This window comes from Campylobacter sp. CFSAN093226, assembly GCF_012897595.1.
Taxonomy (GTDB): domain Bacteria; phylum Campylobacterota; class Campylobacteria; order Campylobacterales; family Campylobacteraceae; genus Campylobacter_D; species Campylobacter_D jejuni.
The window spans coordinates 194106-220660 of record NZ_CP040608.1 but is presented as its reverse complement, the minus strand read 5'-3'; the positions used below and the strand labels follow the sequence as shown (position 1 = coordinate 220660).

General features: G+C 30.6%; 28 protein-coding genes. 11 read left to right on the top strand and 17 right to left on the bottom strand.

What is annotated here, in order from left to right; genetic code table 11:
* Window positions 1–29: 29 nt before the first annotated feature.
* On the top strand, window positions 30–248 hold the full coding sequence (locus FBF02_RS09015) for a hypothetical protein (RefSeq protein ID WP_002857297.1): 219 nt from the start codon (window positions 30–32) through the stop codon (window positions 246–248).
* A 109-nt stretch (window positions 249–357) separates the two neighbouring features.
* Complete coding sequence (locus FBF02_RS09010; protein ID WP_002851711.1) at window positions 358–720, top strand: hypothetical protein; 363 nt, start codon at window positions 358–360, stop codon at window positions 718–720.
* Between the two features lie 12 nt (window positions 721–732).
* Here the strand turns inward: FBF02_RS09010 and FBF02_RS01125 are convergent, their stop codons facing one another.
* The 5 genes from FBF02_RS01125 to FBF02_RS01105 are packed head-to-tail and all read right to left on the bottom strand — an operon-like array spanning window position 733 to window position 5620.
* The gene (locus FBF02_RS01125) at window positions 733–1938 is read right to left on the bottom strand and encodes a saccharopine dehydrogenase family protein (protein WP_002852026.1); all 1206 of its coding nucleotides are present in this window, start codon (window positions 1936–1938) and stop codon (window positions 733–735) included.
* Window positions 1939–1979: 41 nt separating this feature from the next.
* Entirely contained in the window at window positions 1980–2888 is a 909-nt protein-coding gene (locus FBF02_RS01120) for an ABC transporter ATP-binding protein (RefSeq protein ID WP_010891842.1), read from the bottom strand.
* Complete coding sequence (locus tag FBF02_RS01115; RefSeq protein ID WP_002852018.1) at window positions 2872–4488, bottom strand: iron ABC transporter permease; 1617 nt, start codon at window positions 4486–4488, stop codon at window positions 2872–2874. Before FBF02_RS01115 ends, FBF02_RS01120 begins: the two co-directional genes overlap by 17 nt.
* Window positions 4488–5492, bottom strand: a complete 1005-nt coding sequence (locus tag FBF02_RS01110; protein ID WP_002857563.1) for a Fe(3+) ABC transporter substrate-binding protein — start codon at window positions 5490–5492, stop codon at window positions 4488–4490. Before FBF02_RS01110 ends, FBF02_RS01115 begins: the two co-directional genes overlap by 1 nt.
* Complete coding sequence (locus FBF02_RS01105) at window positions 5489–5620, bottom strand: lipoprotein (RefSeq protein WP_002859376.1); 132 nt, start codon at window positions 5618–5620, stop codon at window positions 5489–5491. Before FBF02_RS01105 ends, FBF02_RS01110 begins: the two co-directional genes overlap by 4 nt.
* A 221-nt stretch (window positions 5621–5841) precedes the next feature.
* Between FBF02_RS01105 and FBF02_RS01100 the strand changes: the two genes are divergently transcribed.
* The 7 genes from FBF02_RS01100 to FBF02_RS01070 all read left to right on the top strand — a co-directional run bounded on the left by FBF02_RS01100 (window position 5842) and on the right by FBF02_RS01070 (window position 13583).
* Window positions 5842–6693, top strand: a complete 852-nt coding sequence (locus FBF02_RS01100; RefSeq protein ID WP_002851704.1) for a ChaN family lipoprotein — start codon at window positions 5842–5844, stop codon at window positions 6691–6693.
* Complete coding sequence (locus FBF02_RS01095) at window positions 6690–8957, top strand: TonB-dependent receptor (RefSeq protein WP_021034175.1); 2268 nt, start codon at window positions 6690–6692, stop codon at window positions 8955–8957. The genes FBF02_RS01100 and FBF02_RS01095 overlap by 4 nt, the downstream gene beginning before the upstream one ends.
* Window positions 8958–8968: 11 nt before the next feature.
* Window positions 8969–9730 carry a MotA/TolQ/ExbB proton channel family protein gene (locus tag FBF02_RS01090; protein ID WP_002857636.1) on the top strand — a complete coding sequence of 254 codons (762 nt, stop codon included), beginning with the start codon at window positions 8969–8971 and terminating at the stop codon, window positions 9728–9730.
* Window positions 9717–10127 carry a biopolymer transporter ExbD gene (locus FBF02_RS01085; RefSeq protein ID WP_002851714.1) on the top strand — a complete coding sequence of 137 codons (411 nt, stop codon included), beginning with the start codon at window positions 9717–9719 and terminating at the stop codon, window positions 10125–10127. Before FBF02_RS01090 ends, FBF02_RS01085 begins: the two co-directional genes overlap by 14 nt.
* 1 nt (window position 10128) lies before the next feature.
* Window positions 10129–10875 (top strand): energy transducer TonB, encoded by a 747-nt coding sequence (locus FBF02_RS01080; RefSeq protein WP_002851961.1) that lies wholly within the window; start codon window positions 10129–10131, stop codon window positions 10873–10875.
* A 45-nt stretch (window positions 10876–10920) separates the two neighbouring features.
* Window positions 10921–12126: a putative transporter gene (locus FBF02_RS01075; RefSeq protein ID WP_010891843.1), complete on the top strand. Its 1206-nt coding sequence runs from the start codon at window positions 10921–10923 to the stop codon at window positions 12124–12126.
* A gap of 98 nt (window positions 12127–12224) precedes the next feature.
* On the top strand, window positions 12225–13583 hold the full coding sequence (locus FBF02_RS01070) for a hemolysin family protein (RefSeq protein WP_168940564.1): 1359 nt from the start codon (window positions 12225–12227) through the stop codon (window positions 13581–13583).
* A gap of 12 nt (window positions 13584–13595) precedes the next feature.
* Here the strand turns inward: FBF02_RS01070 and FBF02_RS01065 are convergent, their stop codons facing one another.
* The 10 genes from FBF02_RS01065 to tig all read right to left on the bottom strand — a co-directional run bounded on the left by FBF02_RS01065 (window position 13596) and on the right by tig (window position 22377).
* Entirely contained in the window at window positions 13596–14780 is a 1185-nt protein-coding gene (locus tag FBF02_RS01065) for a metallophosphoesterase (protein WP_002851935.1), read from the bottom strand.
* Between the two features lie 9 nt (window positions 14781–14789).
* Entirely contained in the window at window positions 14790–14999 is a 210-nt protein-coding gene (locus FBF02_RS01060) for an alkylphosphonate utilization protein (RefSeq protein WP_002851709.1), read from the bottom strand.
* Complete coding sequence (locus tag FBF02_RS01055; RefSeq protein WP_002851673.1) at window positions 14992–15711, bottom strand: TerC family protein; 720 nt, start codon at window positions 15709–15711, stop codon at window positions 14992–14994. The genes FBF02_RS01060 and FBF02_RS01055 overlap by 8 nt, the downstream gene beginning before the upstream one ends.
* A 71-nt stretch (window positions 15712–15782) precedes the next feature.
* On the bottom strand, window positions 15783–16349 hold the full coding sequence (gene purN, locus FBF02_RS01050) for a phosphoribosylglycinamide formyltransferase (RefSeq protein ID WP_002851620.1): 567 nt from the start codon (window positions 16347–16349) through the stop codon (window positions 15783–15785).
* Window positions 16340–17710 carry a bifunctional ADP-dependent NAD(P)H-hydrate dehydratase/NAD(P)H-hydrate epimerase gene (locus FBF02_RS01045; protein ID WP_002851837.1) on the bottom strand — a complete coding sequence of 457 codons (1371 nt, stop codon included), beginning with the start codon at window positions 17708–17710 and terminating at the stop codon, window positions 16340–16342. Before FBF02_RS01045 ends, purN begins: the two co-directional genes overlap by 10 nt.
* Window positions 17694–18392: an NYN domain-containing protein gene (locus FBF02_RS01040; RefSeq protein WP_002826913.1), complete on the bottom strand. Its 699-nt coding sequence runs from the start codon at window positions 18390–18392 to the stop codon at window positions 17694–17696. Before FBF02_RS01040 ends, FBF02_RS01045 begins: the two co-directional genes overlap by 17 nt.
* 1 nt (window position 18393) lies before the next feature.
* Window positions 18394–19899, bottom strand: a complete 1506-nt coding sequence (locus FBF02_RS01035; RefSeq protein ID WP_002851902.1) for a YifB family Mg chelatase-like AAA ATPase — start codon at window positions 19897–19899, stop codon at window positions 18394–18396.
* A complete protein-coding gene (gene def / locus FBF02_RS01030; protein ID WP_002851936.1) occupies window positions 19896–20423 on the bottom strand; it encodes a peptide deformylase in 528 nt (175 codons plus the stop codon). The genes FBF02_RS01035 and def overlap by 4 nt, the downstream gene beginning before the upstream one ends.
* Before the next feature lie 35 nt (window positions 20424–20458).
* Window positions 20459–21043, bottom strand: a complete 585-nt coding sequence (gene clpP, locus FBF02_RS01025) for an ATP-dependent Clp endopeptidase proteolytic subunit ClpP (protein WP_002806309.1) — start codon at window positions 21041–21043, stop codon at window positions 20459–20461.
* Window positions 21043–22377 carry a trigger factor gene (gene tig / locus FBF02_RS01020; protein WP_002851938.1) on the bottom strand — a complete coding sequence of 445 codons (1335 nt, stop codon included), beginning with the start codon at window positions 22375–22377 and terminating at the stop codon, window positions 21043–21045. Before tig ends, clpP begins: the two co-directional genes overlap by 1 nt.
* Window positions 22378–22519: 142 nt before the next feature.
* Between tig and folE the strand changes: the two genes are divergently transcribed.
* Together folE and fliI are read left to right on the top strand one after the other, a co-directional pair.
* Window positions 22520–23092 (top strand): GTP cyclohydrolase I FolE, encoded by a 573-nt coding sequence (gene folE / locus FBF02_RS01015; RefSeq protein ID WP_002851990.1) that lies wholly within the window; start codon window positions 22520–22522, stop codon window positions 23090–23092.
* On the top strand, window positions 23092–24477 hold the full coding sequence (gene fliI, locus FBF02_RS01010; RefSeq protein ID WP_002851735.1) for a flagellar protein export ATPase FliI: 1386 nt from the start codon (window positions 23092–23094) through the stop codon (window positions 24475–24477). The genes folE and fliI overlap by 1 nt, the downstream gene beginning before the upstream one ends.
* Before the next feature lie 2 nt (window positions 24478–24479).
* Here the strand turns inward: fliI and purF are convergent, their stop codons facing one another.
* Together purF and dapB are read right to left on the bottom strand one after the other, a co-directional pair.
* Complete coding sequence (gene purF / locus FBF02_RS01005) at window positions 24480–25817, bottom strand: amidophosphoribosyltransferase (RefSeq protein WP_002851896.1); 1338 nt, start codon at window positions 25815–25817, stop codon at window positions 24480–24482.
* A gap of 1 nt (window position 25818) precedes the next feature.
* The gene (gene dapB, locus FBF02_RS01000; protein WP_002851754.1) at window positions 25819–26547 is read right to left on the bottom strand and encodes a 4-hydroxy-tetrahydrodipicolinate reductase; all 729 of its coding nucleotides are present in this window, start codon (window positions 26545–26547) and stop codon (window positions 25819–25821) included.
* Window positions 26548–26555 lie beyond the last annotated feature (8 nt).

Below are 26555 nucleotides of genomic sequence, written 5' to 3'. Positions count from 1 at the left end.
GTCAACATTCTACACAAAAAGGGGCAAAAATGGATAATTCTTTATCTGCATATACTCAAAAATATGACAAAGAAGGTTATGGACTTCAATATCCTGATGGTCATGTTATAAGATTTTACGAGAGAATCTTAAAATACAAACTAAGCAAAACAAGTGGAAAATTACTTGATTTTGGTTGTGGAAATGGAGTGCATTCTAAGTATTTTAAAAATATAACCGGGGGGGGGTATAGAGCCTTATGGCATTGATATAGTTCCTAGTTTAAAAAAAGTTTGGGAAAAAGATCCTTGCTTAGATTCTAAAAATTTTCACATCATATCTCCTAATTCTAGCTTTAAAAAACTCTTCAATACAAAAATGGATTTTATATTTGCAAATCAAAGCTTATATTATCTTACAAAACAAGCTTTTAAAGAAGCTGTGCAAGAATTTTATGAACTATGCAATGAAGGAGCTATTATATTTGCAACCATGATGAGCGATAAAGGCTATAGTATGTATGAAAGAGGAGAACTTATGGATAATAGCTTGCGTGAAGTAAAAGGATGTCCAAGTGGTAGATTGAGTGGTTCTTCATATATACGCTTTACTAAAGACATAGAAGAATTAAAAGAAGATTTTAAACCTTTTAAACCTTTATTTTGGGGAGATTATGAATTAATTAATCTGTATAATTTTGAAGGCAGTGTGGAGCACTTTATTTATATAGGACAAAAGTAAGTGCTCTAGCACTTACTCTCCTAAGCTTGGAGTCATTTCGATAATCTTCCAAGGAAGTCCTTGAGAATTCAGCTCTTCCATAAAAGGCTTAGCGTCAAATTCTTCCATATTAAACACGCCTTTTCCTTGCCAAATTCCTTTAGCGATTAATTTCGTACCTATCATAGCAGGAACACCTGTAGTATAGCTCACAGCTTGCGCGCCAGTTTCTTTGTAACATTCTTCATGATTGCAAACATTATAAATATAAACTTGTTTGTCTTTTCCATCTTTTTTACCACGAATCACGCAACCTATATTGGTATAACCTTTAGTGCGTGGTCCTAAACTTGCAGGATCAGGAAGCAAGGTTTTTAAAAATTCTATAGGAATGATTTCTTTACCTTGGTGTATCACAGGTTTAATCCCTAGCATTCCAACATTTTCAAGACATTTCATGTGAGTTAAATAACTTTGTCCAAAAGTCATAAAAAAGCGTATTCTTTTTAAACCTTTGATATTTTTTACCAAGCTTTCAAGTTCTTCATGATAAAGCAAATAGCTATCTTTCACTCCTACTTCTGGATAATCCCACTCCATTTTTATTTCCATAGGCTGCGTTTCTATCCACTTGCCATTTTCCCAATAACGCCCTTTAGCAGAAACCTCACGCAGATTGATTTCAGGGTTAAAATTCGTCGCAAAAGCATAGCCATGATCACCTGCATTGCAATCTAAAATATCTATATAAGAAATTTCATCAAATAAATTTTGCTGTGCATAAGCACAAAAAACATTAGTTACACCAGGATCAAATCCACTTCCTAAAAGTCCTAAAATTCCTGCTTGTTTAAACTCATCATTTCTCGCCCATTGCTCTTTGTATTCAAATTTAGCTAAATCAGGATGTTCATAATTTGCCGTATCTATATAATCAATCCCTGCTTTTATACAAGCATCCATTAAACTCAAATCTTGATAAGGCAAAGCCACATTGAGTAAAATTTGTGCTTCTGTTTTCTTGATAAGTTCTACAACTGCATTGCTATCATCAGCATCAATTTGCGCCGTTTCAATTTGAACCCCTAAACGCTCTTTGATAAAAGCAGCGATTTCATCACATTTGCTTTTTGTTCTACTAGCTAAAGTGATTTTACTAAAAGTATCAGAATTCATTGCGCATTTTACAGTAGCCACACGACTTACCCCACCTGCGCCTATGATTAAAAGATTTTTCATTCCTATCCTTCAAAAATTTTTTTGATTTTATCAAATTTAAACTAAAAATTGATAATATCAAAACTTATTTTCTCTTCTAAATCATAACTTGAGCTCACCAAAATAAAAAAAATTATATTTTTATAAAGTAATTTTAGCCTACAAAAAGCCCCTAAAAATTCTTTTTGTAAAATTTTAGCCTCAAAGCGATTTCCTATTTTAAGCTCTGCATAACCAAAAATATAATTTTTTGAAGCTATCCAAGCAAAAAATTCATCTTCTAAATCAAGTTTTTCTTCTATGATATTTAAATCAGGTAAAATTTGTGCACTTTTAAAATCAGGTTTAAAATAAAGCTCTTTAGGATTTGCATGAGCTAAAATTTTTCCTTTTTCTAAAAAAGCGATTTGATCAGACATACAATAAGCATCTTCAATATCATGAGTTACCATAATAGCCGTAATGCCTTGATTTTCTATCATTTTTTTCAATTCTCTTCTTAAATCCTGTTTTAAATTTTGATCCAAATTAGAAAAAGGTTCATCTAAAAGCAAAAGCTTACATCCTCTTGCCATAGCTCTAGCAAAAGCCACTCTTTGCGCTTGTCCTCCTGAAATTTCATCGATTTTTTTATATCTTAAATCTTCAATTTCAAAAGTTTTAAGCAAATGATTTAAAATTTGATTTTTATCTTTTTTATCATAAAGTGCAAAAAGTATGTTTTTCTCAACATTTAAATGAGGAAATAAAGCATAATTTTGAAACATCAAAGCCACTTCACCTTTGCAAGAAAACAAATCATAAGAACTAGCTTGTTCAAGCTTAGCAATAATCCTTAAAAGCGTGCTTTTTCCGCTTCCACTACCTCCTAAAATGCTTAAAAATTCTCCTTCTTTGACATGAAGATTGATATTTTCTAAAGCTTGTATTTTTCCAAAATTTTTAGATAAATTTTTAATTTCTAACATCATCTTTCCTTGTGATTTTATCCATCCAAACAACAACCATTAAAGAAAGAAAAACGATAAACAAGGAAGGCAAAGCTGCATCATAAATTCTTTCATCACTTGCAAACCAGAAAGCTTTAACACTTAAAGTTTCAAAGCCAAAAGGCGCTAAAATTCTACTTAAAGGAAGTTCTTTAATCGTATCAATAAAAACAATAATAAAAGCCAAAAATAAAAAATGTTTCATTAAAGGTGTGTGAATTTTAAAAAATAAAATAAAATAACTCGTTCTTAAATTTAAACTTGCTTCATCAATATTTAGATGAATTTTATTATATCCTCCCTCTAAAGAATAAATTGCACTCGCTAAAAAACGAATTATATAAGCAAAAACAAGAACAAGTAAAGAATTTCCCAATAAACTCATGTGAAAAAATTTATCCAAAAATACAAAAAGCACTATAATGCTAATCCCTAAAGCAGCAGCAGGTATAGAATAACCCAAAGAACTTATTTTTAAAATAAATAAATTAAAAAAATGATTTTTAACTATCCTAGAGCTAAACATCAAAAAATAAGCTAAAAAAGTGGTAATTAAAGCAGTGATTAAAGCTAAGATTATAGTTTGAAAACTGATAATATAAAATTGCGATTCAAAAAGCTTATGATCTTTTAGCCCCCAATAAACTAGCCAAATAAAAGGTAAAATAAAACCTACAAAAGCAATCATAAAACAATAAATACAGGATAGAATTTGTTTAATAGGATTTAATTTTCTTTTTTTGATAAAAAGAGCTAAATTTTGATTAAAACTATAATGATGTTTATTTTTATAATAATAATCCACATACATAATCAAAAATACAAAAAGCATTAAAATACCCGATAAAACACTAGAAGAATAAGAATCATTCAAATCATACCAGAGTTTAAAAATTCCAGCCGAAAAAGTATCCACTCCCAAATAAGCACTTGCACCATAATCACTCAAAGTTTCCATTAAAACCAATAAAGCTCCAGAAAAAATGGCAGGTCTTGCACTCAAAAGTGCCACGCGTGTAAAAATTCTAAATTCAGAATATTTCATGATTTTAGCTACTTCATAAGCCTCTTTAGCTTCACTTTTAAAAGCTGTTTTAGCAAATAAATAAATATAAGGATATAAAGAAATAGCCAAAACAAAAATAACACCATAATGATTGAAAAAATCTATCCTAAAGCCAAAATTTTCGTGAAAAAATCCTTGAAAATCCATAATTCCCACATAAACAAAGGCTAAAATATAAGCAGGTATGGCTAAGGGTAAAATGAGTAATTTTTCTAAAATTTTACAGAAATAAAAATCATAATTTGCAATCAAATAAGCAGAACTCACACCCAAAATCAAGCTTAAACACAATACTCCCATGCTAATTATAAAAGTATCTTTGATGAATTTTAAAAATAAATAATCAAAAAAATGACTCAAATTTTCTTTAATAGATGAAAATTGGGTTAAATCACTTGTATTAAAATTTTGAAATAAAATATAAAAAAGTTCAGCAAAAATACCAAAAATAGGTAAAGCAAGAAAAAGGGCAAGTAAAATTGCCCCGAGTTTATAGTATTTTAAGGTTTTATACATTATCTAAAACCGACTTCATCGTAAATTTTAACCGCTTCTTTAATATTTTCTGCTATCTTACTCACAGGGATTTGATCTTCTTTGAAAGTTCCAAAATCTTTTACCGTTTGGCTTAATTCTACATCATTTCTTATAGGAAATTCATAATTACTATCAGTAAGAATTTTTTGAATTTCAGGACTTAACATAAATTCCATAAATTTTTTAGCCGCATCTTGATTTTTACTTGATTTTGTCATAGCAATACCGCTAATGTTAATATGCGTTCCTCTATTGTCTTGATTAGGAAAAATAATACCCAAAGAATTCCCCACTTCTACATCTTTTGGATTTTTAGAATTCTTTAAAAGCCCTATATAATAAGTATTCATAACTGCAAATTTAGCTTCGCCTGCAAATACTTGTCTGGCTTGATCTCTATCCCCACCCTTTGGATTTGTCGCAAGATTTTCAAGCACACCTTTAGCCCATGCTTTAGCCTCTTTATTTCCGTCATTAGCTATAATAGATGCTAAAAGAGTTTTGCTATAAGGAGCTGTAGCACTTCTCATAACAATTTCTCCTTTAAATTCAGCTTTTGCTAAATCTTCATAATTTTTCATTTTGCTAATATCGATATTTGTGTTTTTGTTGTAAGCAATAATTCTTGCTCTTTTTGTAATCGCAAACCATTCTTTATCCTTATCTCTTAAATGAGCGGGTATAAATTCTTCTAAATATTTTGATGAAACAGGGGATAAAAGTCCTAAATTCTTAGCTTCTGTAAGATTTGAAATATCAGCTGTGATGAAAATATCAGCAGGAGAATTACTTCCTTCAAGAGAAAGTCTTTTAATAAGTTCTGAAGCTTTAGCTTGAGTATGATTGACCTTAATACCTGTTTTTTCTTCGAATTTTTTGATGATTTCAAAATCAGCATTATAATGTCTTGCTGAGTAAATATTAAGCTCACTAGCACCTAAAAATGAAACAGCTGTTAAAAACATAAAGAAGATTTTTTTCATATTTTATCCTTTAATTGAGAATTATACTCGGTTTTATTAAGATCTTTAAAATCGGTATGAGAATGTTCAGAGCAAGCAAAAGCAAAGCCAACGCATAGTAAAAATAAAATTATTTTTTTCATAGACATTAATTCCTTTTAGATATTTTGATAAGAAATATTAATATTAAAAAGTAAATATAAAGTAACTTAATAATTTTATAACTGATAAATATTTTCATTTTATTATAATAAATTTTGATAATAATTATAAATAATTAAATTTTAATATAAATATTTAATAGTATTTTTATATATAAAATATTAATATTCAATATCAAAAATAAACCACTAAGAAAGTAACAATAATAATGAAATTTTATACTATTTTAAGCATTCTATTTATAAGCTTTATGTTGAGCGCTTGTGCTGTTTTGCAAAAATCATCTCCACTTCAAGAAAATAAAGATTTTTATATACTTGATACGCATACTCAAAAAAAGATTTCTTTTGAAGATATGATTTTAGAATTGCTAAAAGCAGATGTGATACTGCTTGGCGAAAAACACGATGAGGTTAAACATAAGATAAGTCAAGTTATGATTTTTAATGCCTTAGAAGGAAATTTAAGTTCTCAAAATATAAACTTTGATGTAGCTTTAGAAATGTTAGCAAGCACAGAGCAAAATCACTTAGATAAAGCTTTTAAAAATAAAAAAACCATTAAAGCCAATGAACTTACTAATGCATTAAATTGGGATAAGGTCTGGAAATGGAAAGATTATGAGCAATTTGTCAATGTGGTTTTTTATTCAAAGTCAAAAATATTAGGTGCAAATCTTTCACGCTCAGAAATTACAAGCATTTATAATGGGGCTCAGCCCTTAAAGGGTTATGTTTCAACCACAAATGAAGTAAAAAAACAACTTTTTGACATTATATCCTTAAGCCATAAGCTAAATCCTGAAGAAAATAAAGAATTACTAGATAAATTGGTGGAAATTCAACAATTCAAAGACAGGCGTATGGCTGATGTATTGGTTCATCATGTAAATAAAGTTTTATTGCTAGCTGGAAGCTATCATACAAGTAAAAAAATAGGAATTCCTTTACATATACAAGATTTTAAAAGCAGTAAAAAAATAGTTGTAGTGAATTTAAGCTATGGAGAAATAGATTTAAAAGACAGTGATTATGTTTTGATTTATAAGGGGGAGGAATGAAAAAATTAAGTTTATTTTGTGCTGTAGGTTTATGTTTTGCTAGTTTTGCTTTTTCTGAAGAATTAGAATTTGATAGTCTTGAAATTTCAGGTTCAAAAATCAAAAACGATGAAAAACCTTTTGTAACTCCTGGGGCAACAAGCACAAGAGAGGGTATAGGTTCAGATACACAAAGTATAGATTCTATAGTGCGTAGTATACCTGGAACCTACACAAACACAGATCAAGCTCAAGGCACAGTTCAAGTAAATATTCGTGGTATGAGTGGTTTTGGGCGTGTTAATACCATGATTGACGGTGTTACTCAAACTTTTTATGGTAGTGCATCAGATGATCCAGCTAGATTTCATTCACAAACGGGAACTTCAGCTTTTGGAGCTGTTATTGATACAAATTTCTTAATCGGAGTTGATGTTACAAGGGGAACTTTTGAAGGAGTAGGTGGAGCAAATGCCTTGATGGGATCAGCAAATTTTAAGACCATAGGTATAAATGATATTGTACATGATGGCAATATCTTTGGATTTTTAGGACGATTTTCTTATGGAAGCAATGGAATCGGACCAAGTTATATGAGTGCAGTGGCTGGAAAGACTGAACTTGAAAATAATGGATATGTGGGCGCGCTTTTTGGTTATAGCGCAAAGAGAATTACTCAAAATTACACTGTAGGCGGGGGTGGCAAGATAGGTAGTAGTATGGTTGATACTGATGGAGATGGTATAGCTGATACCAATATCGCTCCTTTTGATCCAGATTTTTTAACCCAAAAACCAAACTCTCAACTTTTTAAACTCGAATATGTCCCAAATTCTTTTACAAACACTATATTTTCTTATCGTAGATATCAAAACGAACTTGCCAGTAGAAAAATACACAATGACAATTATCAACTTGATTTTTGGCACAACCCTAATGAGTGGCTTAATGTAAATACGCTTATTGCCTACAATCAAGGCATACAAACCTATGGATCAAAATCTACTTTTGCGGCAAACGATGCCATAGCTAACACAAAGGCAAAAAATACTGCCACTACTTTTGATATAAGTGATACTTTAGAGGGTGAATGGCATAGATTTAATCTAAACATACGCTTTGGAGCAAATATTTTGCTTAATGATTATAAAAATACCTTAAATACATCAATTCAAGGAGTAAATTCTATACCTTTTCAGCCTCGTGGAAAACAAAATCTTTTTACTTATTATCTTGATAATAGTCTAAATTATGGTATCTTTACACTTGATACTAATGTGAATCTTTTAGATTGGAATATCAAAGGACACAGACCTGCTTGCGATGAAGTAAATTTTATGTGTTTTCCAAAAGCGGCGACAGATATAGATAAAAATGGACTTCGCCTGAATGCTTCTGTCATGCTTTCAGCTGCCATACACGAGCTTATTACACCCTTTGTAAGTTTTGCGAGAACAAATAGAGCCCCTAATGTGCAAGAAATGTTTTTCTCAAATAACGAAGGCAATGGTATCAATTCTTTCTTAAAACCAGAACAAGCCAATACTTGGCAAATAGGTTTTAATTCTTTTAAACATGGACTTTTAAAAGATGATGATCGCTTTGGTTTTAAAGCCGTGTATTATCATACAAAAATAAAAGATTATATTTATAATGAACAATTTTATCTTGAAGATCCAAGTAAAGATCCTCCAAGCTCGCAATTTTATATGCACTTAAATTCAGCTGATGATACCATATTTAAGGGTGTGGAGTTAGAATTAAGCTATGACTTGGGTTTTGCTTATGCTAAAGCTATGTATTCAAGACAAGATACAAGTTCGACTATTTCTCAAACTTCAGGACCTCTTCTTGGCTCTTTTTCGGCAAGTAAAATCATGGAGCTTCCAAAAGATTATGCAAATGTAGAGCTTGGCTTTAGGTTAAATGATAAAATAAGCTTTGGTGGTATAGCAAAATACACAGGCAAAGCAAAAAGGGTAAATCCAAATACAGATGATTGGAATAAGGATCCAAACAATCCTTATTATCCTAAACCAACCACACAAGACTTACCAAAAATTCCTATTATAGTAGATTTATATTGGAATATAGAATGGTTTAAAAACCTCACAATGAGAGCAGAGGTGCAAAATTTATTTGATAAAAACTACATGGATGCCTTAAATGCTTATAATTCCTTAGATAATCAGCTTCAATATAATGGAGCAGGTGATCCTATCTATCTTTTTAGCAATTCTGCTCGCGGTCGTACTTTTATAGTAAGTTTTGAATATAAATATTAAGGAATATACAAATGTTAAAAAAATGTTTTTATTTTGTTTTTTTATTGTTAAATTTAAATGCAGAAGCAAATGCAACAGATACAAATTTATCTTTTGATTCTTCTAAGATAGAAACCGAAGCACCTAAAATAGAGCTTTCTCTTTCTAGTCTTTATCAAAATGCTGATGAGGTGGTAAAAGGTGTTATTTATATATTGGTTTTATTTTCCATTTTAGCATGGGCAGTTTTTATTTCTAAGCTTATGCAATTTTATTTTATGAAAAAAAATCTAGACTTGTCTATACAAAAGATAAAAGAATTAAAAAATCTCAATGAATTAGATCAGACAAAAGATTTTGCAGGTGTTTTATCTTTAGAAATTCAAGATGAGCTTGAAAAAAGTGAATATAAAAATGATCACATAAAAGAGCGTATAGAATTGCGTTTGCAAAATACCATCTCAAAGCAAATCACAGCAAGCAAAAATGGCTTGAGTTTGCTTGCGAGCATAGGTGCTAGCGCACCTTTTATAGGGCTTTTTGGAACAGTTTGGGGAATTATGAATGCATTTATAGGTATAGCAAATCTTGGCAATGCTTCTTTGGCAGTCGTTGCGCCTGGTATAGCTGAAGCCTTGTTTGCTACAGCTTTTGGCTTGATAGCTGCTATCCCTGCGGTGCTTTTTTATAATTATCTTACAAGAAAAAATTTAAAACTTATGCACCATTTAGATGAGCTTGCAAATTTTGTCTATATACTTTTTCATAGGAGTTATTTTAATGATAAAAACTGAAATGGCTCACAAAGAAGAGGAGTTAAGTGAGATCAATATAACTCCTTTTATAGATATTATGCTTGTATTATTGATTGTTTTTATGGCTGTTACTCCTCTTATCACAAGTTCTATCAAAATAGAATTACCCAAGAGTTCGCAGCAAGCAGAGGATAAGCTTAAAAATCCCATCATACTTTATTTAAATACTGATAATACTTTGGCTATTAATGATGATAAATTAAGCCTAGAAAATCTTTCAAGTGCTTTAGATATAAAAACCAAAGGCAATAAAGAAGAAATTATTTATTTTCATATCGATAAAAGTGTAAAGTATGAAGATATTATGCAAGTAATGCAAAAATTAAAAGAGAATGGCTATGGAAAAATAGCTCTTTCAAGTAAAAAGATGGATTAGTATGAAGTCTAGTGTGATTTTTGGGTTTGTGTTAAGTTTGATATTGCATACTTTAGTATTAATGTTTTTCCTTTTTTCTTTTTATACTCAAGAAAAATCAAGTGGTGTTGATTTTAAACAAGGAGCGGAATTTACTTCCATTATGATGGTATCAGAGTTTCCTATCGGGGAATTAAAAGAAGTTTCGATTGATCAAAAAAAGAGTAATTCTCAAGATAAAAACAAAAAACAAGACGAAAGAATAAGTTTTAATTCTCAAGATAAAAATGCTGTATTAAAAGTTCAAAAAAAGATTGAAAAGCAAGATGAAAACCAAGCTCAAAAAGAAATAGCTAATGCAAGTGAAAATTCAAAATTTAAAAATGAATCGCTCAGTGCTCCGCTACAAAGTAATAAAGATAAAACACAAACTATAGTAAGTGGCAATGCCAAAGAACAAGTTAAAAGCTATCAAGCTTTGCTTATGGCTCATTTGACTAAATTTAAAAAATATCCTCAAGAAGCGATAATGCAAAAACAAGAAGGCGTTGTAAGAATTCGCGTAAGCATTGATGAAAGCGGAAATGTCTTAAGCAAAGAGCTTAAAAAATCTTGCCCTTATGCAGCGCTCAATGATGAAGCTTTAAGTTTATTTAAAAGAGCTTCTCCATTGCCAAAACCGCCTAAAGAAATGTTAAAAAATGGTGATAAAATCAGTTTTGTTATGCCTATTGATTACAATATTAAAGACTATTTAGGTAAAAAATAAACTTTTCATTAAAAAAAGTTTATTAGAATTTTTATTTTAAAGGTGATGATTATGTTCTCTTCGTTTTTTAAAAGTAAAAAATGGGCTTTATGGGCTTATTTGGGACTTTTTTTACTGTTATTTTTCTTATATATACAAACAAGCTTAAATGTTGCGATCAATTCATGGTATAGTGATTTTTACAATGTTTTACAAAAGCCAAAAATAGAACTTTTGGATTCTAATTCTACGCAAAAAATAGAAGAAAATCTTGAAAATAATGCCACTTTAATCCAAGAGGCTAATCAAAGAGCTGAGCAAAATTTCCAAAAAGCTAATTTTATCAATAAAGGCGCATTGTATTATTATCAAAATTTATTAGAATATTTTTTCAACTCTAGGGCTATGATTGAAAAGCCAAATTATTCAGCAAGTGATTTTTATGCTTTGATTTTAGTTTTTTTGGCTATTGCTATTCCTTATGTTTTAATCGCTACAATTAATATCTATTTTGCTAGCGTCTATGCTTTTAAGTGGCGTGAGGCTATGACTTTTTCTTATTTAAAATTTTGGAAAAATAAAGATGATAATATAGAAGGAAGTTCGCAAAGAATTCAAGAAGATACTTATAATTTTTCTAAAATCGTAGAGAGTTTAGGACTTAGTTTTATAAAAGCTTTGATGACCCTTGTAGCATTTATTCCGATTTTATGGAGTTTAAGTGATGTTGTGAGTAAAGCTTTATTTGCAAATTTAAGCGAAAATTCTTTTTTTTATTTTTTAAAAAACATTGATGGTTTGCTTGTTTATATTGCACTTTTGATTTCTTTAGGAGGCTTGGTTGTGTCATGGTTTGTAGGTATTAAGCTTCCTGGACTTGAATATAACAATCAAAAAGCTGAAGCAGCTTTTAGAAAAGAGCTTGTTTATGCTGAGGATAATCGCAAAGAATACGCTAAAAATGAGACTATGATAGAGCTTTTTACAGGGCTTAAATTTAACTATAAAAGACTTTTTTTACATTATGGATATTTTAATATTTGGCTCATTTTATTTGAGCAAATGATAGTTATAGTGCCATTTTTAATCATGGCACCAGGGCTTTTTGCTGGAGCTATAGGACTTGGTATTGTAATGCAGATTAATAATGCATTTGATCAAGTGCGAAGCTCTTTTAGTATTTTTATCACAAACTGGACAACTATCACTCAACTTAGAAGTATATATAAGCGTTTAAAAGAATTTGAGAAAAATATTTCTTATAAGTCTTAGTTTTTTCTTATAAAATACAAGAAAAAATTCAAATATTAAATTTACTTTTAATTGTGTATAATAAGGTTTAATAATATTTTATTTCTTAAGGAGCTTCATTGGACCCCAGTCAGGTTTTGGATTTAAACCAAACTTCTACAGCATCTTTTGATGCAGGATATTCTATACTTATGGTTGTTGTTGCACTTGCTCTAGTGTTTTTAAATGGTTTTTTTGTTTTGTCTGAATTTAGTATTGTTAAAGTACGTCGTTCCAAGCTTGAAGAGATGGTAAAAGAAAAAAAAGCTGGTGCCAAGAAAGCTTTGGAGGTTACTTCAAGACTTGATACTTATCTTAGTGCTTGTCAATTAGGAATCACTTTAAGTTCTCTAGCTCTTGGTTGGATAGGTGAGCCTGCTATTGCAAAAATGCTAGAAATTCCGCTTATTAATCTTGGTTTTAGCACTGTTATTATCCATACTATGGCTTTCATTATTGCTTTTAGCATTATTACTCTTTTACATGTGGTTTTAGGAGAACTTGTGCCAAAAAGTATAGCTATTGCAGTTGCAGATAAAGCGGTTTTATTTATAGCTAGACCGCTTCATTGGTTTTGGATGCTCTTTTTGCCTTGTATTAAAATTTTCGATTTTTTAGCAGCTATAAGTTTGAAACTTTTTGGAATAAAACCTGCTAAAGAAAGCGAGCTAACTCATAGCGAAGAAGAAATTAAAATCATAGCAAGTGAGAGTCAAAAAGGTGGAGTTTTAGATGAATTTGAAACAGAGATCATACGCAATGCTGTTGATTTTTCAGATACTGTTGCTAAAGAGATTATGACTCCTAGAAAAGATATGATTTGTCTAAATAAACAAAAAAGTTACGAAGAAAATATGCAAATCATTTGTGAGCATAAACATGCTCGCTTTCCTTATATTGATGGCTCTAAAGATACTATTTTAGGTATGATACACATACGAGATATAATACAAAATGAATTAAACCATAAAAGTCAAAATTTAGATACTTTTGTTAAACCTTTGATTTTGGTTCCTGAAAATATCAGCATTTCAAAAGTACTTGTAATGATGAATAAAGAACGCTCTCATACTGCATTAGTAGTTGATGAGTATGGTGGAACTGCTGGAATTTTAACCATGGAAGATATCATGGAAGAAATTATTGGCGAAATTAAAAGCGAGCATGAAGAAGACAGCTATAAAAAACTTGCTGAAAATATCTATGAATTTCAAGGACGATGCGATATAGAAACTGTTGAAGAAATGCTTGTAATAAACTATGATGAGGATTTAGAACAAGTTACTATAGGTGGTTATGTATTTAATCTTTTAGGACGCTTGCCTATGGTAGGAGATCGCATTGAAGATGAACTTTGTTACTATGAAGTTAAAAAAATGGATGGGAATTCTATAGAGCGTGTTAAGGTGGTTAAAAAAACAAATAAAGATGAAGAATAAGCCTCTTTAGGCTTATTTCTTTTTGTAAATTTGGTTTTTAATTTCTATACACTCAAAACCTTTTTCATCTAGTGTAACTACGCGTAAATATCCACCATCATCTATTTTACCCTCGCATAAAAATACTCTTTTGGCTATTTTCATAGGAAGTTTTTCTTTATTTCTGTGTCCAAAGATTTGATAAAGATTGTCCGAGGTGAAATTACAAAATTGATTTGCTACTTTTTGACTGTCTTCATATCCACCTACACCATAAATAAAGTCATGGCTTGGTATAAAACTTATTTTTTCAGGTTTGGAGGGTATAAAATTTACTCCTCCATGTGAACAAAATATGAATTTATTTTGGAATTTGTAGTATAAACATTCTTTTAGATGAGGATAGAGTTTTCTAGCATCTCTTGGAGTAAGTTTTTCTTTTCTAAAATCCTTTAAAGTATTTTCATTAAATTCTTTGGAATTTGACAATTCTCCATTAGCCCATTTTATAAGATGTCTTTCGTGATTTCCTTCTAATAAGCATACGTTTTCTTTTTCGCAAATTTTTAAAAGAAATTTTATTACTTTGCCATTTTCTATACCTCTGTTGATATAATCTCCCAAAAATATATAAAATTCATCTTCTTTGATTGTTTTAATGTATTCTTTTAAAACACTATAGCAACCTTGTAAATCTCCTATATGATGAATTTTTTTGTATTTGCTTAAATTTGGCATTTGGTAAAGACATTTTTTCCAGTCTCTTGAGTCTAAAATTGGGTATTTTTTTGGATTTTTTTTGAGCAAATCTTGAGTTTTTTCCAAAAGAGCATAAGGAATGATATATCCATTTTTTTTAGCTTCTAAAAGATTTTTTTCTTGACATTGTTTTAAAGAGCTATCAAAAACAATAACATATATTTTATAGCGATATTGTTTAGCTAAGTCTTTATAAATTTTTAATGTTTCGTTGTAAGCGTTTATGATGCTAAACTCACCTTTTTGCATACGCATTTCTAGAAGTTTGAGTAAAATTTTACTCAAATCTTCATCATTTTTAACATTTAAAATTTTATATTCACTGACTATATTTTTAACGCTTCCTGATAAAAGACGCAAAGCATTTAAATCAAGTGTATAATTTTGAAGTTTATTATTTTTGATAAATTCTTCTTGTCCTGCGTAATAATTCCCTCTTAAAACAAGTAAGATTCGCACATTCTTTGCCTAGATTTTCTTTAAAAATTCAGTTTTTAAAACAATAACGCCAAATTTATCTACTCTAGCCTCAATTTCACCTTCTTTAGAAGTGAGCTTAATATTTTTTATAGTAGTTCCACGTTTTAAAGTTGTACTTGCACCTTTAACCTTAAGATCTTTTATTACACTCACGCTATCACCTGTGTTAAGTTCTATTCCATTAGCGTCTTTAGCCATTTTTTTCCTTTCTTTGATCTAAAATATTTAAAATTTGCACCACTAAAGCAAAAGCCATAGCGGTATAAATATATGCCTTATCAATATGAATATCAAAACTTTCAGCAACTAAAACTACGCCTATTAGCACCAAAAAAGCTAAGGCTAAAATTTTAATGCTTGGATATTTTTCAACAAAATCTGCTATAGGTTTAGAAGCAAAAAGCATCACAGCTACTGCGATAATAACAGCGATAATCATGATGGTTACATCTTGAGCAATTCCTACTGCGGTAATAACACTATCAAGCGAAAACACTATGTCAATCACAGCAATTTCAGCTACAACTATCCAAAGTTTATTGCTTGCTTTAAAATGACTTTGACTTTCTTCTTGATGAGAAATTTGCTCTTTAATTTCTTTAATAGACTTTACAATCAAGAAAAGCCCACCTAGTAAAAGAACTAGATCTCTTCCTGAAATTTCATTGCCCAATACACTAAACAAAGGTGTTACAAGTTTCATTACCCAAAAAAGAGATAAAAGAAGTAAAATTCTTGTAATCATTGCAAAAGCTAAACCTAAGATACGTCCTTTATCACGATGTTCAGGGGGTAGTTTGCTTACTAAAATAGCTAAAAAAATGATATTATCTATCCCTAGTACAATTTCAAGAGCACTTAAAGTAGCTAAAGTAATCCAAGCATCAATACTAAATATCCATTCAAACATAAATTTCCTTGAAAATTTTAAAATTTTTTAAAGCGATATTTTATAGTTTTAAAGCAAATACCTTTAATTCTTTAAGAAAAAATTTCAATCACACTTAAGGGTAAAATTTCATGTTCTAGACTATGAATTTTTTCTTCAAATTCTTCAAAACTCAAATTTCTTTTTTCAAAAGCTTTTTGAGCTATAATCATTCCACCATCAAGTTCTTCACTGACCCAATGCACACTCACACCAGCTACTTTCATATCACTTTCATAACTTTCTTTAATCGCATGTGCTCCTTTAAAAAGGGGTAATAAAGAAGGATGAAGGTTAATTGCCTTAATATTTTTTGTAAAAACAGGACTTAAAATTCTCATAAAACCTGCTAATACAGTAAGATTTGCTCCACTTTCTTTGATTTTTTGTACCAAAATCGTATCAAATTCTTCACGAGTATTATAAGCCTTATGATCAACAATGACAGTATCAAGACCAAATTTTTTTGCTCTTTGTACACCAAAAGCATCTTTTTTATTACAAATGCAAAGTACTACTTCATAGGTATTTTCCCCTATGGTTTTTTTATGAAGTTTTTCTAAAATATTTTCTAAATTACTTCCATTTCCACTAAAAAGTACAGCTAATTTTACAAGCATTTTAATCCTTTGATAAGTTTTAAAGCGTCAAAGCTATTTTTATTAAATTTATATTTTTTTGCAACAAGTCCATGAGCTAAAGTAGCATTTTTTGCTGCTTCTAAAGCGCTAAAACCAAAACCTAAATGTGCAGCAATCATTCCACTTAAAACATCTCCACTCCCACCTTTAGCTAAGGCTTGATTTCCTAAATTTACAACAAATAATTTTTCTTTTTGCACAATAATAGGATTTGCTCCTTTTAAAACAAGAACACAATCATAATTTTGTGAAAATTTTCTAGCATAGAAAAAGCGATTTTTTTGCAATGTTTCTATATCTAAATTCTCATCAAAGCACATTTTATAAAGTTTTATAAATTCTTTTGGATGAGGGGTTATAACAACATCTTTTCTGTTTAAATACCAAAGCAAAGCTTCACTTAAAAAGCAGTTTGCATCCAAGATCAAAGGAGTGTTTTGCAAAATTTCATCTTTTAGAAAATCCAAATTTTCAAGCCCCATACCTAAAGCAATAGCACTTGCATTATTTTCAATTTTTTCTTTTAACATCAAAAGAGGCGAGAAACTTTTTTGTGCTACTAAAGAAACAAGACCTGCTCCAAAATTTAAGGCTCCAAGTCCTGCTAAAGTTCCAGCACTTGCATTGGCAACTATATAAATATGGCCAAAATTTCCTTTATTGGCGTTGATTTTTCTATCTATAGTTTTTAAATCTTTTTTTTCAAGCAAAAAAGCTTGAGAATTAGGGTAAAATTTCTTAGATCTAATGCCTAAATTGGCTATTTTAATCCTTCCTACAAATTCCTTAGCAAAATCTTCAAGTAAAATTTCCTTTAAAGCTCCCATACAAAATGTAATATCAGCTTTAAAACAAGGATAAAATCCCAAATTTGTAGGTATATCACAAGCTATTTTTAAAGCCTTACTTTGATTAACTTTTTGAATAATTAAACTTGTTTTTTCATCTAAACAACGATTTGAACCTGTACCTAAAATACAATCAATGATAATATGAAATTTTTTAAAATTGGGTTCTTTTTTACAAAATTTAAAAGCATAATTTTGTAAAATTTGCTCTTGTTTTTTAAAAAGCGTATTTTCTTTAAAGCCTATTTTATAAGCTTTAGCGTGTTTTAAATTTCTTAAAGCCACCAAGCCATCTGAAGCGTTGTTACCCCCGCCTAATAAAAAAAGTATTTTTACTTTTCTAATCTTGCGTTGAATGCGAATTTTTTTAGCTTCTTTTTTAATTAGCTTGGCTAAATTTAATCCCGCATTTTCCATTAAAATAAGCTCATCTAAGCCTTTATTTATAGCATTTTGTTCTAAAATTTTTATATTATCAATAATAGCTTTCATAATCTTTTTTCACCAAAAAATATATATTTTTTTCTCTTTCTTCTTCAAATTTTTTCATTTTGGGTAAAAATTTCTGGATCAAAGCACGAAAATTCTTAAAACCATAATTTTGCGGATGAAAATCCGAGTATTTGCGGTTCATATTAGTACGGATTTGTGCGTATTCGGCACGCCCTTTTTCATCGATAAGTTGTTCGGTGATATTGATTAAAGCTCTTAAATAATCCTTACTTAAAATATCTTCTTTTTTACTCTCATCTTTATCTAAATAAAAAAATTCACTAAAGGCATTTACATAAGATTTTATAGACTTTTCAAGCCCCATTCCTATAACTTGTTTTTTATTTTCTCTTAATTTTTGAATGAGTGAAGTATAATCACTATCGCTTGAAACAATAACAAAAATATCTATATTTTTTTCATAAAATATGGACATAATTTCAGTGATTAAATACATATCGCTTGAGTTTTTGTTGGCTGCAAAATTAAATTGTTGCATAGCGATTAAAGAATATTCAGCAATTTGCTCTCTCCAACCTTGTATATTTTTTTGAGTCCAATCCCCATAAATGCGTTTAATGATAACCTCTCCGTAATCTGAAGCGATATCAAAAATACTTTTAGCGTATTTTGCAGGGATATTTTCTGCATCTATAAAGATAGCTATACTTTTATTTTCCATTTTAATTCCTTGCTCTAAAGCTTAAAGCTTCTAAAATATGGGTTTTGCTAATATTAAGACTTTGTTCTAAATCCGCTATACTTCTTGAAACTTTTAAAATTTTATTAAGCGATCGCAAAGAAAGATTATAACGTGAAATTGCTAAATCTAGCGTATCTTTGGCATCTTTTTCCAATACACAAAAACGACTTAAATCTTCATCTTTTAATTTCCCATTAAATTCTTTTTGCCCCCGTTTTTTACTAAAAATAAAAGCTTGTAAAATTTTTTCACTCATTTCTTTAGAACTTATACTCGTTTTATCATCCTTGCTGATCTCATCCATAGCTACATAAAGATCAATCCTATCCATAATAGGAGCTGAAATGTGATTTTTGTATTTTTTAATCTCATTTTCACTACAAACACAAGAAAGATTTTTGGAGAATAAATTTCCACAAGGACAAGGATTTTGGGCAGCTATAAAGCTAAATTTTGTTTCATAAGTGATTTTAGAATTTACTCTTGAAATATGAATTTTATGATCCTCTAAAGGTTCTCTTAAACTCTCTATGATTTGCTTGTTAAAATGTGGAAATTCATCAAAAAACAATACTCCACCATTTGCAAGTGCTACTTCTCCAATTCTGGCATTTTTTGTTCCTCCGCCAAAAATACTTGCTCTTGTAGAAGTATGATGAGGATGACGAAAAGCACGAATTTTAGTAAATTCACAATCTTTTGAATCTAAAGACATATAAGCATTTTGCATTAAAATTTCACTTAAACTTTGAGGGGGCATGATATAAACAAGGCGTTTAGCACACATGCTTTTACCACTTCCTGGACTTCCTTCAAATAAGATATTATGCATACCTAAAGCAGCTATCATACAAGCTCTTTTGGCTTTTTCCTGCCCTTTGATATCTTTAAAATCAAGTTTAAAATCCATATTTTGTAAAAAAATTTCATTTTCTATTTGTAAAGGGTTTGCAAATAAAGGATGATTGTGAGAAAAGCGAAAATTTTCATAATTTTTTTCTTTAAAAAACTCTATTGCTTCATTTAAATTTTCAAGTCCATAAACCTCTAAATTTGGTATCATGGAAGCTTTTTGTGCTATACTTTTTGGAACAACGATCTTAGCTTTTTTAATTTTAGCAGAGAGAAACAAAAGCAAAGAAAAAAGCTCATTTGTGCTTTTAATACTTCCATCAAGTCCTAATTCTCCTACTACAAAAAAGTCATCTAATTCTTCATTTTGCAAAAGGATTAATAAAGCGATAGCCAAATCAAAATGCGATCCCTTTTTTGGGATGCCTGAAGGACTAAGATTGATAGTGATTTTTTTAGCAGGAAAAGCAAAATCACAACTTAAAAGTGTGGCTTTGATGCGTTCGACACTTTCCTTAATCGCTGTACTTGCAAGCCCTACTATGCTTAAATTTGGCAAACCTCTTGTAAAAGTGGATTCTACCTCTATAATGTCTAAGCCTTCATGAAAGCTTATGCACTTTAGTTTTTTCATTTCTCTTTTTTATGATTTTTCTTCTTTTTCTTAAATTCTTTATCGAATTTTTGACGCTTAGCAAAGGAAATTTTTTCTATAAATAAATGTCCATTTAAATGATCATTTTCGTGTTGAATAGCCACAGCTAAAAAACCTTTTGCTTCAAGTTCTTTAAATTCTCCAAAGCGATCTTGATATTTAAGCAAGATATGATTATAGCGTTTCACTTCTTCAAAAAAATCTGGCACACTCAAACACCCTTCTGTGCAAGTAATCATTTCTTCATCTAAAGGAATAATTTCAGGATTGATAATCTCTAGCAAATCTTCTTTTTTTTGTTCATCGTTTTCATCAAAAATATTTACAAGTAAAACACGCAAAGGAATATCCACTTGAATAGCTGCTAAACCTACTCCATTACTTGCTATCATAGTTTCATACATATCATCAAGCAAGGTGTGAAGTTCTGTATCAAATTTATTTACAATTTCAGAGTTTAAAAAAAGTCTAGGATTGGGATAGGTGATAATTTTTCTAACCATTAAAAAACCTTTGTTTTAAATGATCTCCAAAGAAATCATTTAAAACTTTTTTCCAAAACCTTATCAATCAGCCCATATTCTTTAGCTTCTTGTGCTGACATGAAAAAATCTCTTTCTGTATCTTTTGCTATTTTTGCAACTTTTTGCTTAGTATTTTTTGCCAAAATATCATTAAGTATAGTTTTGAGTCTTAAAATTTCTTTGGCTTGAATTTCAATATCTGTGGCTTGACCTCTAGCTCCACCTAAAGGTTGATGAATCATAATACGTGAATTAGGCAAAGCAAAACGTTTTCCTTCTGCGCCACAACTAAGCAAAAATGCTCCCATAGAAGCAGCTTGTCCTATACAAATCGTACAAACATCAGGTTTGATATAGTTCATAGTATCATAAATACTAAAACCACTTGTAATTACACCACCTGGAGAATTGATATAAAGATAAATATCTTTTGTAGGATCTTCAGCTTCTAAAAAAAGAAGTTGTGCTACGATAGAAGCGGCAAGTTCATCATGAATTTCACCACTTAGCATAATAATTCTATCTTTTAAAAGGCGTGAATAAATGTCATAACTTCTTTCACCACGACTAGATTTTTCAATAACATAAGGAATAAACATTATTTATCTTCTTTCTCTTTTTTGCTCACTTTTTCTGATTTTTCTGTTTTTGGTATAAAAATATCATTAAAAAGTTTTTCTTCAATTAAAGCCATTTTCACAGCAGGCAAAGCTCCTTGTTTTTTATAGTTTTCTAAATGCTCTTTTGGATTCATACCATAGCGATATGCTTCAAAATAAATCGCTTGAATCAATTCTTGATCATTTACTTCAATCTTACGCAATTTTGCAAGTTCATCAATGATAAAAGTAAGTTTTACACTTTTTTGTGCTTCTTCTTTAAAAGAATCACGTTTTTCTTGATATTTTTCTTTACTTGCTTTAAGCTCTTCAATTTCTTTTTCGCTAAAAGTATTAAAAGCCGCACGCATCTGCATATCAGTTTCTTGTTCTACTATGCCTTTAGGTAAATCAAAATTATATTTTTCAATCAAAGCATCTGCAAATTTGCCTTTTAATTCATCATTTACAAGTTTGAAAAGTTTTTCATTTTTGATTTGCTCTTTTAATTTTTCATCTAAAACTTCAACACTAGCTTTTTCTTCTCCTGGTAAAAGTTTTTTAAGCATTTCATCATCAAGTTCTGGAATTTTAAGCTCTTGAATTTCATGTAGTTTTACTTTAAATACTGCATCTTTACCCGCTAAATGCGCTGCGCCGTATTCTTTAGGGAAAGTTACTTTGATATCTTTTTCTTCACCTATTTTCATTCCCACCATACCATCTTCAAAACCTGGAATAAATTGCTTAGAACCAATTTCTAAAACATAATTTTCAGCTTTACCACCTTCAAAAGCTTTATCATCTACAAAACCTTCAAAATCAAATTTTGCAAAATCACCTTCTTTTAAAGCTCTTTTTGTTTTTATAGCTTCAGGAGTAGCAAAACGCTTTAAAAGCTCATCTTTTTTCTCATCAATTTCTTTTTTACTTACTTTTGGAGTTTGATATTCAGGGATGAGTTTTTCATAACCCTCAAGTTTGATTTCAGGTTTAAAAGAAAGTATTAATTCAGCAATAATTTCTCCATCTTTACGATCAAATTTTTCAAAATATGGCTCACCTACAAGCTCTTTATTTTCTTTTTTAAGTTCTTGTAAAGCGCTATTTACAGCGGATTTAAAAAGATTTTGTTCTGCATCTTGAGTGAGCTCTCTTTCATATCTTTTAAGTACGGCACTTACAGGAACTTTTCCTGGTCTAAACCCATCCATTTTTACACTTTTAGAAGCTTTTTTTGCTAAATTTTCTACTTCACTTTTGATCATTCCTGAAGGAATTTTTACACTAGCAGTCGCATTAACAGAATCTAGTTGCTTTGCCTTTACTTCCATAGTTTTTTCCTTATAAAATAAAATTTGCCTTCAATGATAGCAAATTTTTCCTTATTACTTGCATAAAATTTTAAAGTAATTTATGATAAAATTGCAATATTACATTATTATTAAAATATAAAAAATATTTTTGGAGAAAAATGTGCAAAAAAAATTTGAAGATTGTGTTAAAACCATGCTTGAAATTATAGGAGAAAATCCAAATCGTGAAGGGCTTATTAAAACGCCAAATCGTGTTTTTAAAGCTTATGAATTTCTTACTAGTGGTTATACGCAAAATGTCAAAGAAATTTTAAATGACGCTTTATTTGAAAGTTCTAATAATGAAATGGTTTTAGTGCGTGATATAGAATTTTACAGTCTTTGCGAACATCATCTTTTGCCTTTTTTTGGGCGTGCTCATGTAGCCTATATCCCTAATAAAAAAGTAGTAGGTTTAAGCAAAATTCCACGCCTTGTAGAAGTGTTTGCAAGAAGACTTCAAATTCAAGAACAACTTACTGAACAAATCGCACAAGCTTTAATGGAAAATGTCGATGCAAAAGGTGTGGGTGTAGTCATAGAAGCAAGACATATGTGTGTTGAAATGCGTGGAGTGCAAAAAGCTAATTCCACCACTACAACTTCAGCTTTACGTGGAATTTTCTTAAAAAATGAAAAAACCAGAGAGGAATTTTTTTCTCTCATAAACTCTGCTAAACAGGTAAGATTTTAATGAATCTTGAAAAACTACGCTCCAAACTTGGCAAAGAAAATTTAAGTGCTATTTTTGGAGAGATTACAAAAATTTCTGCTACAAGTATAGAAATTCGTGGGCTTAAAACAGGGGTTGGAGATATAGTGAAGTTAGTTTCTAATGAAAATGAAAATTTAAACACTCTAGCTATGGTTGTAGAAATCAAAGAACAATTTAGCTATTTAAGCCCATTTTCTTTTATAGAAGGTTTTAAAATAGGCGATCGTGCTTTTATAAGTGATGCAGGTATGCAAATAGGCGTTAGCGATGAACTTTTAGGCAGGGTAGTAGATCCTTTTATGCGTCCAAAAGATGGTAAAGGAGCTATAGAAGCAACCAAATATATGCCTATAATGCGTGCACCTATTGATGCAATGAAAAGAGGGCTTATAGAAGAAGTTTTTCCCGTGGGTGTTAAAACCATAGACGCGCTTTTAACTTGTGGTGTAGGACAAAAACTTGGTATTTTTGCAGGAAGTGGGGTAGGAAAATCCACTCTTATGGGAATGATAGTTAAAAATTCCAAAGCTCCTATAAAAGTAGTGGCACTCATAGGAGAAAGGGGGCGTGAAATTCCTGAATTTATACAAAAAAATTTAGGCGGAAAGCTCGATGATACAGTGATTATTGTTGCTACAAGTGATGATAGTGCTTTGATGCGTAAATACGGTGCTTTTTGCGCAATGAGTGTGGCAGAATACTTTAAAGAACAGGGCAAAGATGTACTTTTTATCATGGATAGTGTAACGCGTTTTGCTATGGCACAAAGAGAAATTGGACTAGCTCTTGGAGAGCCTCCTACAACCAAAGGTTATCCACCAAGTGTTTTAAGTCTTTTGCCTCAACTCATGGAAAGAACCGGTAAAGAAGAAGGTAAAGGCACTATAACAGCCTTTTTTACCGTTTTAGTGGATGGTGATGATATGAGCGATCCAATCGCCGATCAAAGTCGTTCTATCTTAGATGGACACATTGTTTTAAGCCGTGAATTAACAGACTTTGGAATTTATCCTCCTATTAATATACAAAACTCTGCTTCAAGGGTGATGAGTGACATTATAAGTCCTGAACATAAACTTTGGGCAAGAAAATTTAAGCGTTTAAACTCGCTTTTAAAAGAAAATGAAGTATTGCTTCGCATCGGTGCTTATCAGAAAGGAAGTGATAAAGAACTTGATGAAGCTATTTCTAAAAAAGAATTTATGCAAAAATTCTTAGGACAAAATCCTGAAGAAAGCTTCGAATTTAATCAAACTTTAGAGCTTTTAAGTCAAATTGATACACCAAATACTCCTTTGCCACCAACTCAAAATATAAATGTAGGAAGTGCAAGTGCAACTTTGCCTAATCCTAATTTAAAATAAAATTATTTAATAAAATAATCTCCATCAAAACTGATTAAAGAATATTTCCTTTCATCGCCTATGCTTTGAGTTAGCTCTTCTATGCTTAAAAAACTTAGCGTATCAGCTTCTACATATTCACGCACTTCTTCAGCATTTTTATTTGCACTGATAAGTTCTTCAAAAGTTGGAGTATCTATGCCATAAGTATCAGGAAATTTGATCTCAGGACAAGCTATGGCAAGATGGATTTTGCTCGCTCCTGCAGCACGAAGCAAAGAAATTATTTTTTTAGAAGTAGTGCCACGCACCAAGCTATCATCAATGACTACGATTTCTTTGCCTTCTAAAACTTTACGCATAGGATTAAGTTTTAATTTTACTTTTAAATTTCTAAGCTCTTGAGTTGGCTCTATAAAAGTTCTTCCTACATAATGATTTCTTACTATTGCCATTTCAAGAGGGATTTGTAAATATTGCGCAAAACCTATAGCTGCACTTACTCCACTATCTGGCACAGGCACGACAAAGTCTGCTTTATAAGCAAATTTTTTAGCTAAAGCTTCGCCCATTTTTTTACGCACTTCATACACGCTTTTGCCTTCTACTATACTATCAGGTCTAGCAAAATAAATGTATTCAAAAGCGCAAATTCTAGGAGTTTGAGAAAAAAGTTCTATGCTTTCAAATTTATCATTTCCCTGAGTAAAAATAAGCATTTCCCCTGGTTTAACATCACGAATAAATTCAGCCTCTATAAGATCAAAAGCACAAGTTTCACTAGCAACTATATAGCCTCCATCTTTTAAACGCCCTAAAGACAAAGGACGCACCCCATGAGGATCTCTTACAACATAAAGTTTATCTTTGCTTGCTAAAACAAAACAATAAGCTCCTATACATTCTTTTAAACTCTCAATAAATCTATCTTTTAGACTTTCTTGCTTACTTCTTGCGATAAGATGGACAACATTTTCTGTATCCATATTGGTTTGAAAAATAGCTCCATCTTGAATAAGTCTTGATCTTACCTCTTCTTTATTGACTAAATTTCCATTATGCGCTAAAGCAATATCACCTAAAACCGAAGTAGCTGCTATGGGCTGAGCGTCATTTAAACTTGAATTTCCTGCTGTAGAATAGCGATTATGCCCTATAGCGATTTCACCTTCTAAAGTTTTTAGATTATCAGGATTAAAAATTTGACTCACTTCACCTTTAGCTTTAATAGTCTTAATATTTTTACCATTACTCACACTAATGCCACTTGCTTCTTGCCCACGGTGTTGCATAGCAAAAAGCGCATAATACGCATAAGTGCTAGCATTTTTTGAATTGATAACTCCTACAACTGCACACATTTTAAATTCCTAAAAAATCATTGATTGAATACATTTTTGCTTCTTGCTTGCTAAGCCAAATAGCGATTTTAATCGCACCTTTAGCAAAAGTCGCCCTTGAAGTAGCGGTATGATTAAGTTCTAAAAACTCACCATCTTCGTAAAAACCTACCGTATGGCGTCCTACTATATCGCCACCCCTTAAACTCATCACGGCAATCTCATCTTTACTTCTTTCACCTATAATGCCATCTCTTCCACTTACTCTTACTTTTTCAAGTTCTAAATTTCTAGCTTTTGCTACACTTTGAGCTAAAGTCATAGCTGTACCACTTGGGGCATCTTTTTTATGGCGATGATGCATTTCTAAAATTTCTATATCAAAATTTCTTAGCATTTGACTGGCTTTACTAGCAAGATAGTTTAAAACCGCAACACCTAAAGACATATTGGTCGCATAAAAAATCGGCATCACTTCACTAGCACTTTGCATCAAATGTAAAATTTTCTCATCAAGCCCTGTTGTACCTATTACCAAAGGTTTAGGCATAGTTCTTGCATAATTTAAAAGCTCATGAGTTCCACTTGGGGAAGAAAAATCAATAATCACATCGCTTTTTTCAAAAAGCTCTCCTAAATTTCCACCCTTATCATAAAGTATCGAAATTCGTGCTTGTGTTTCGCTTTTTAAACATTCTTCAATCTGTTTTCCCATTCGTCCTTTAGCGCCATAAATTCCTATTTTAATCATCTTTTTCC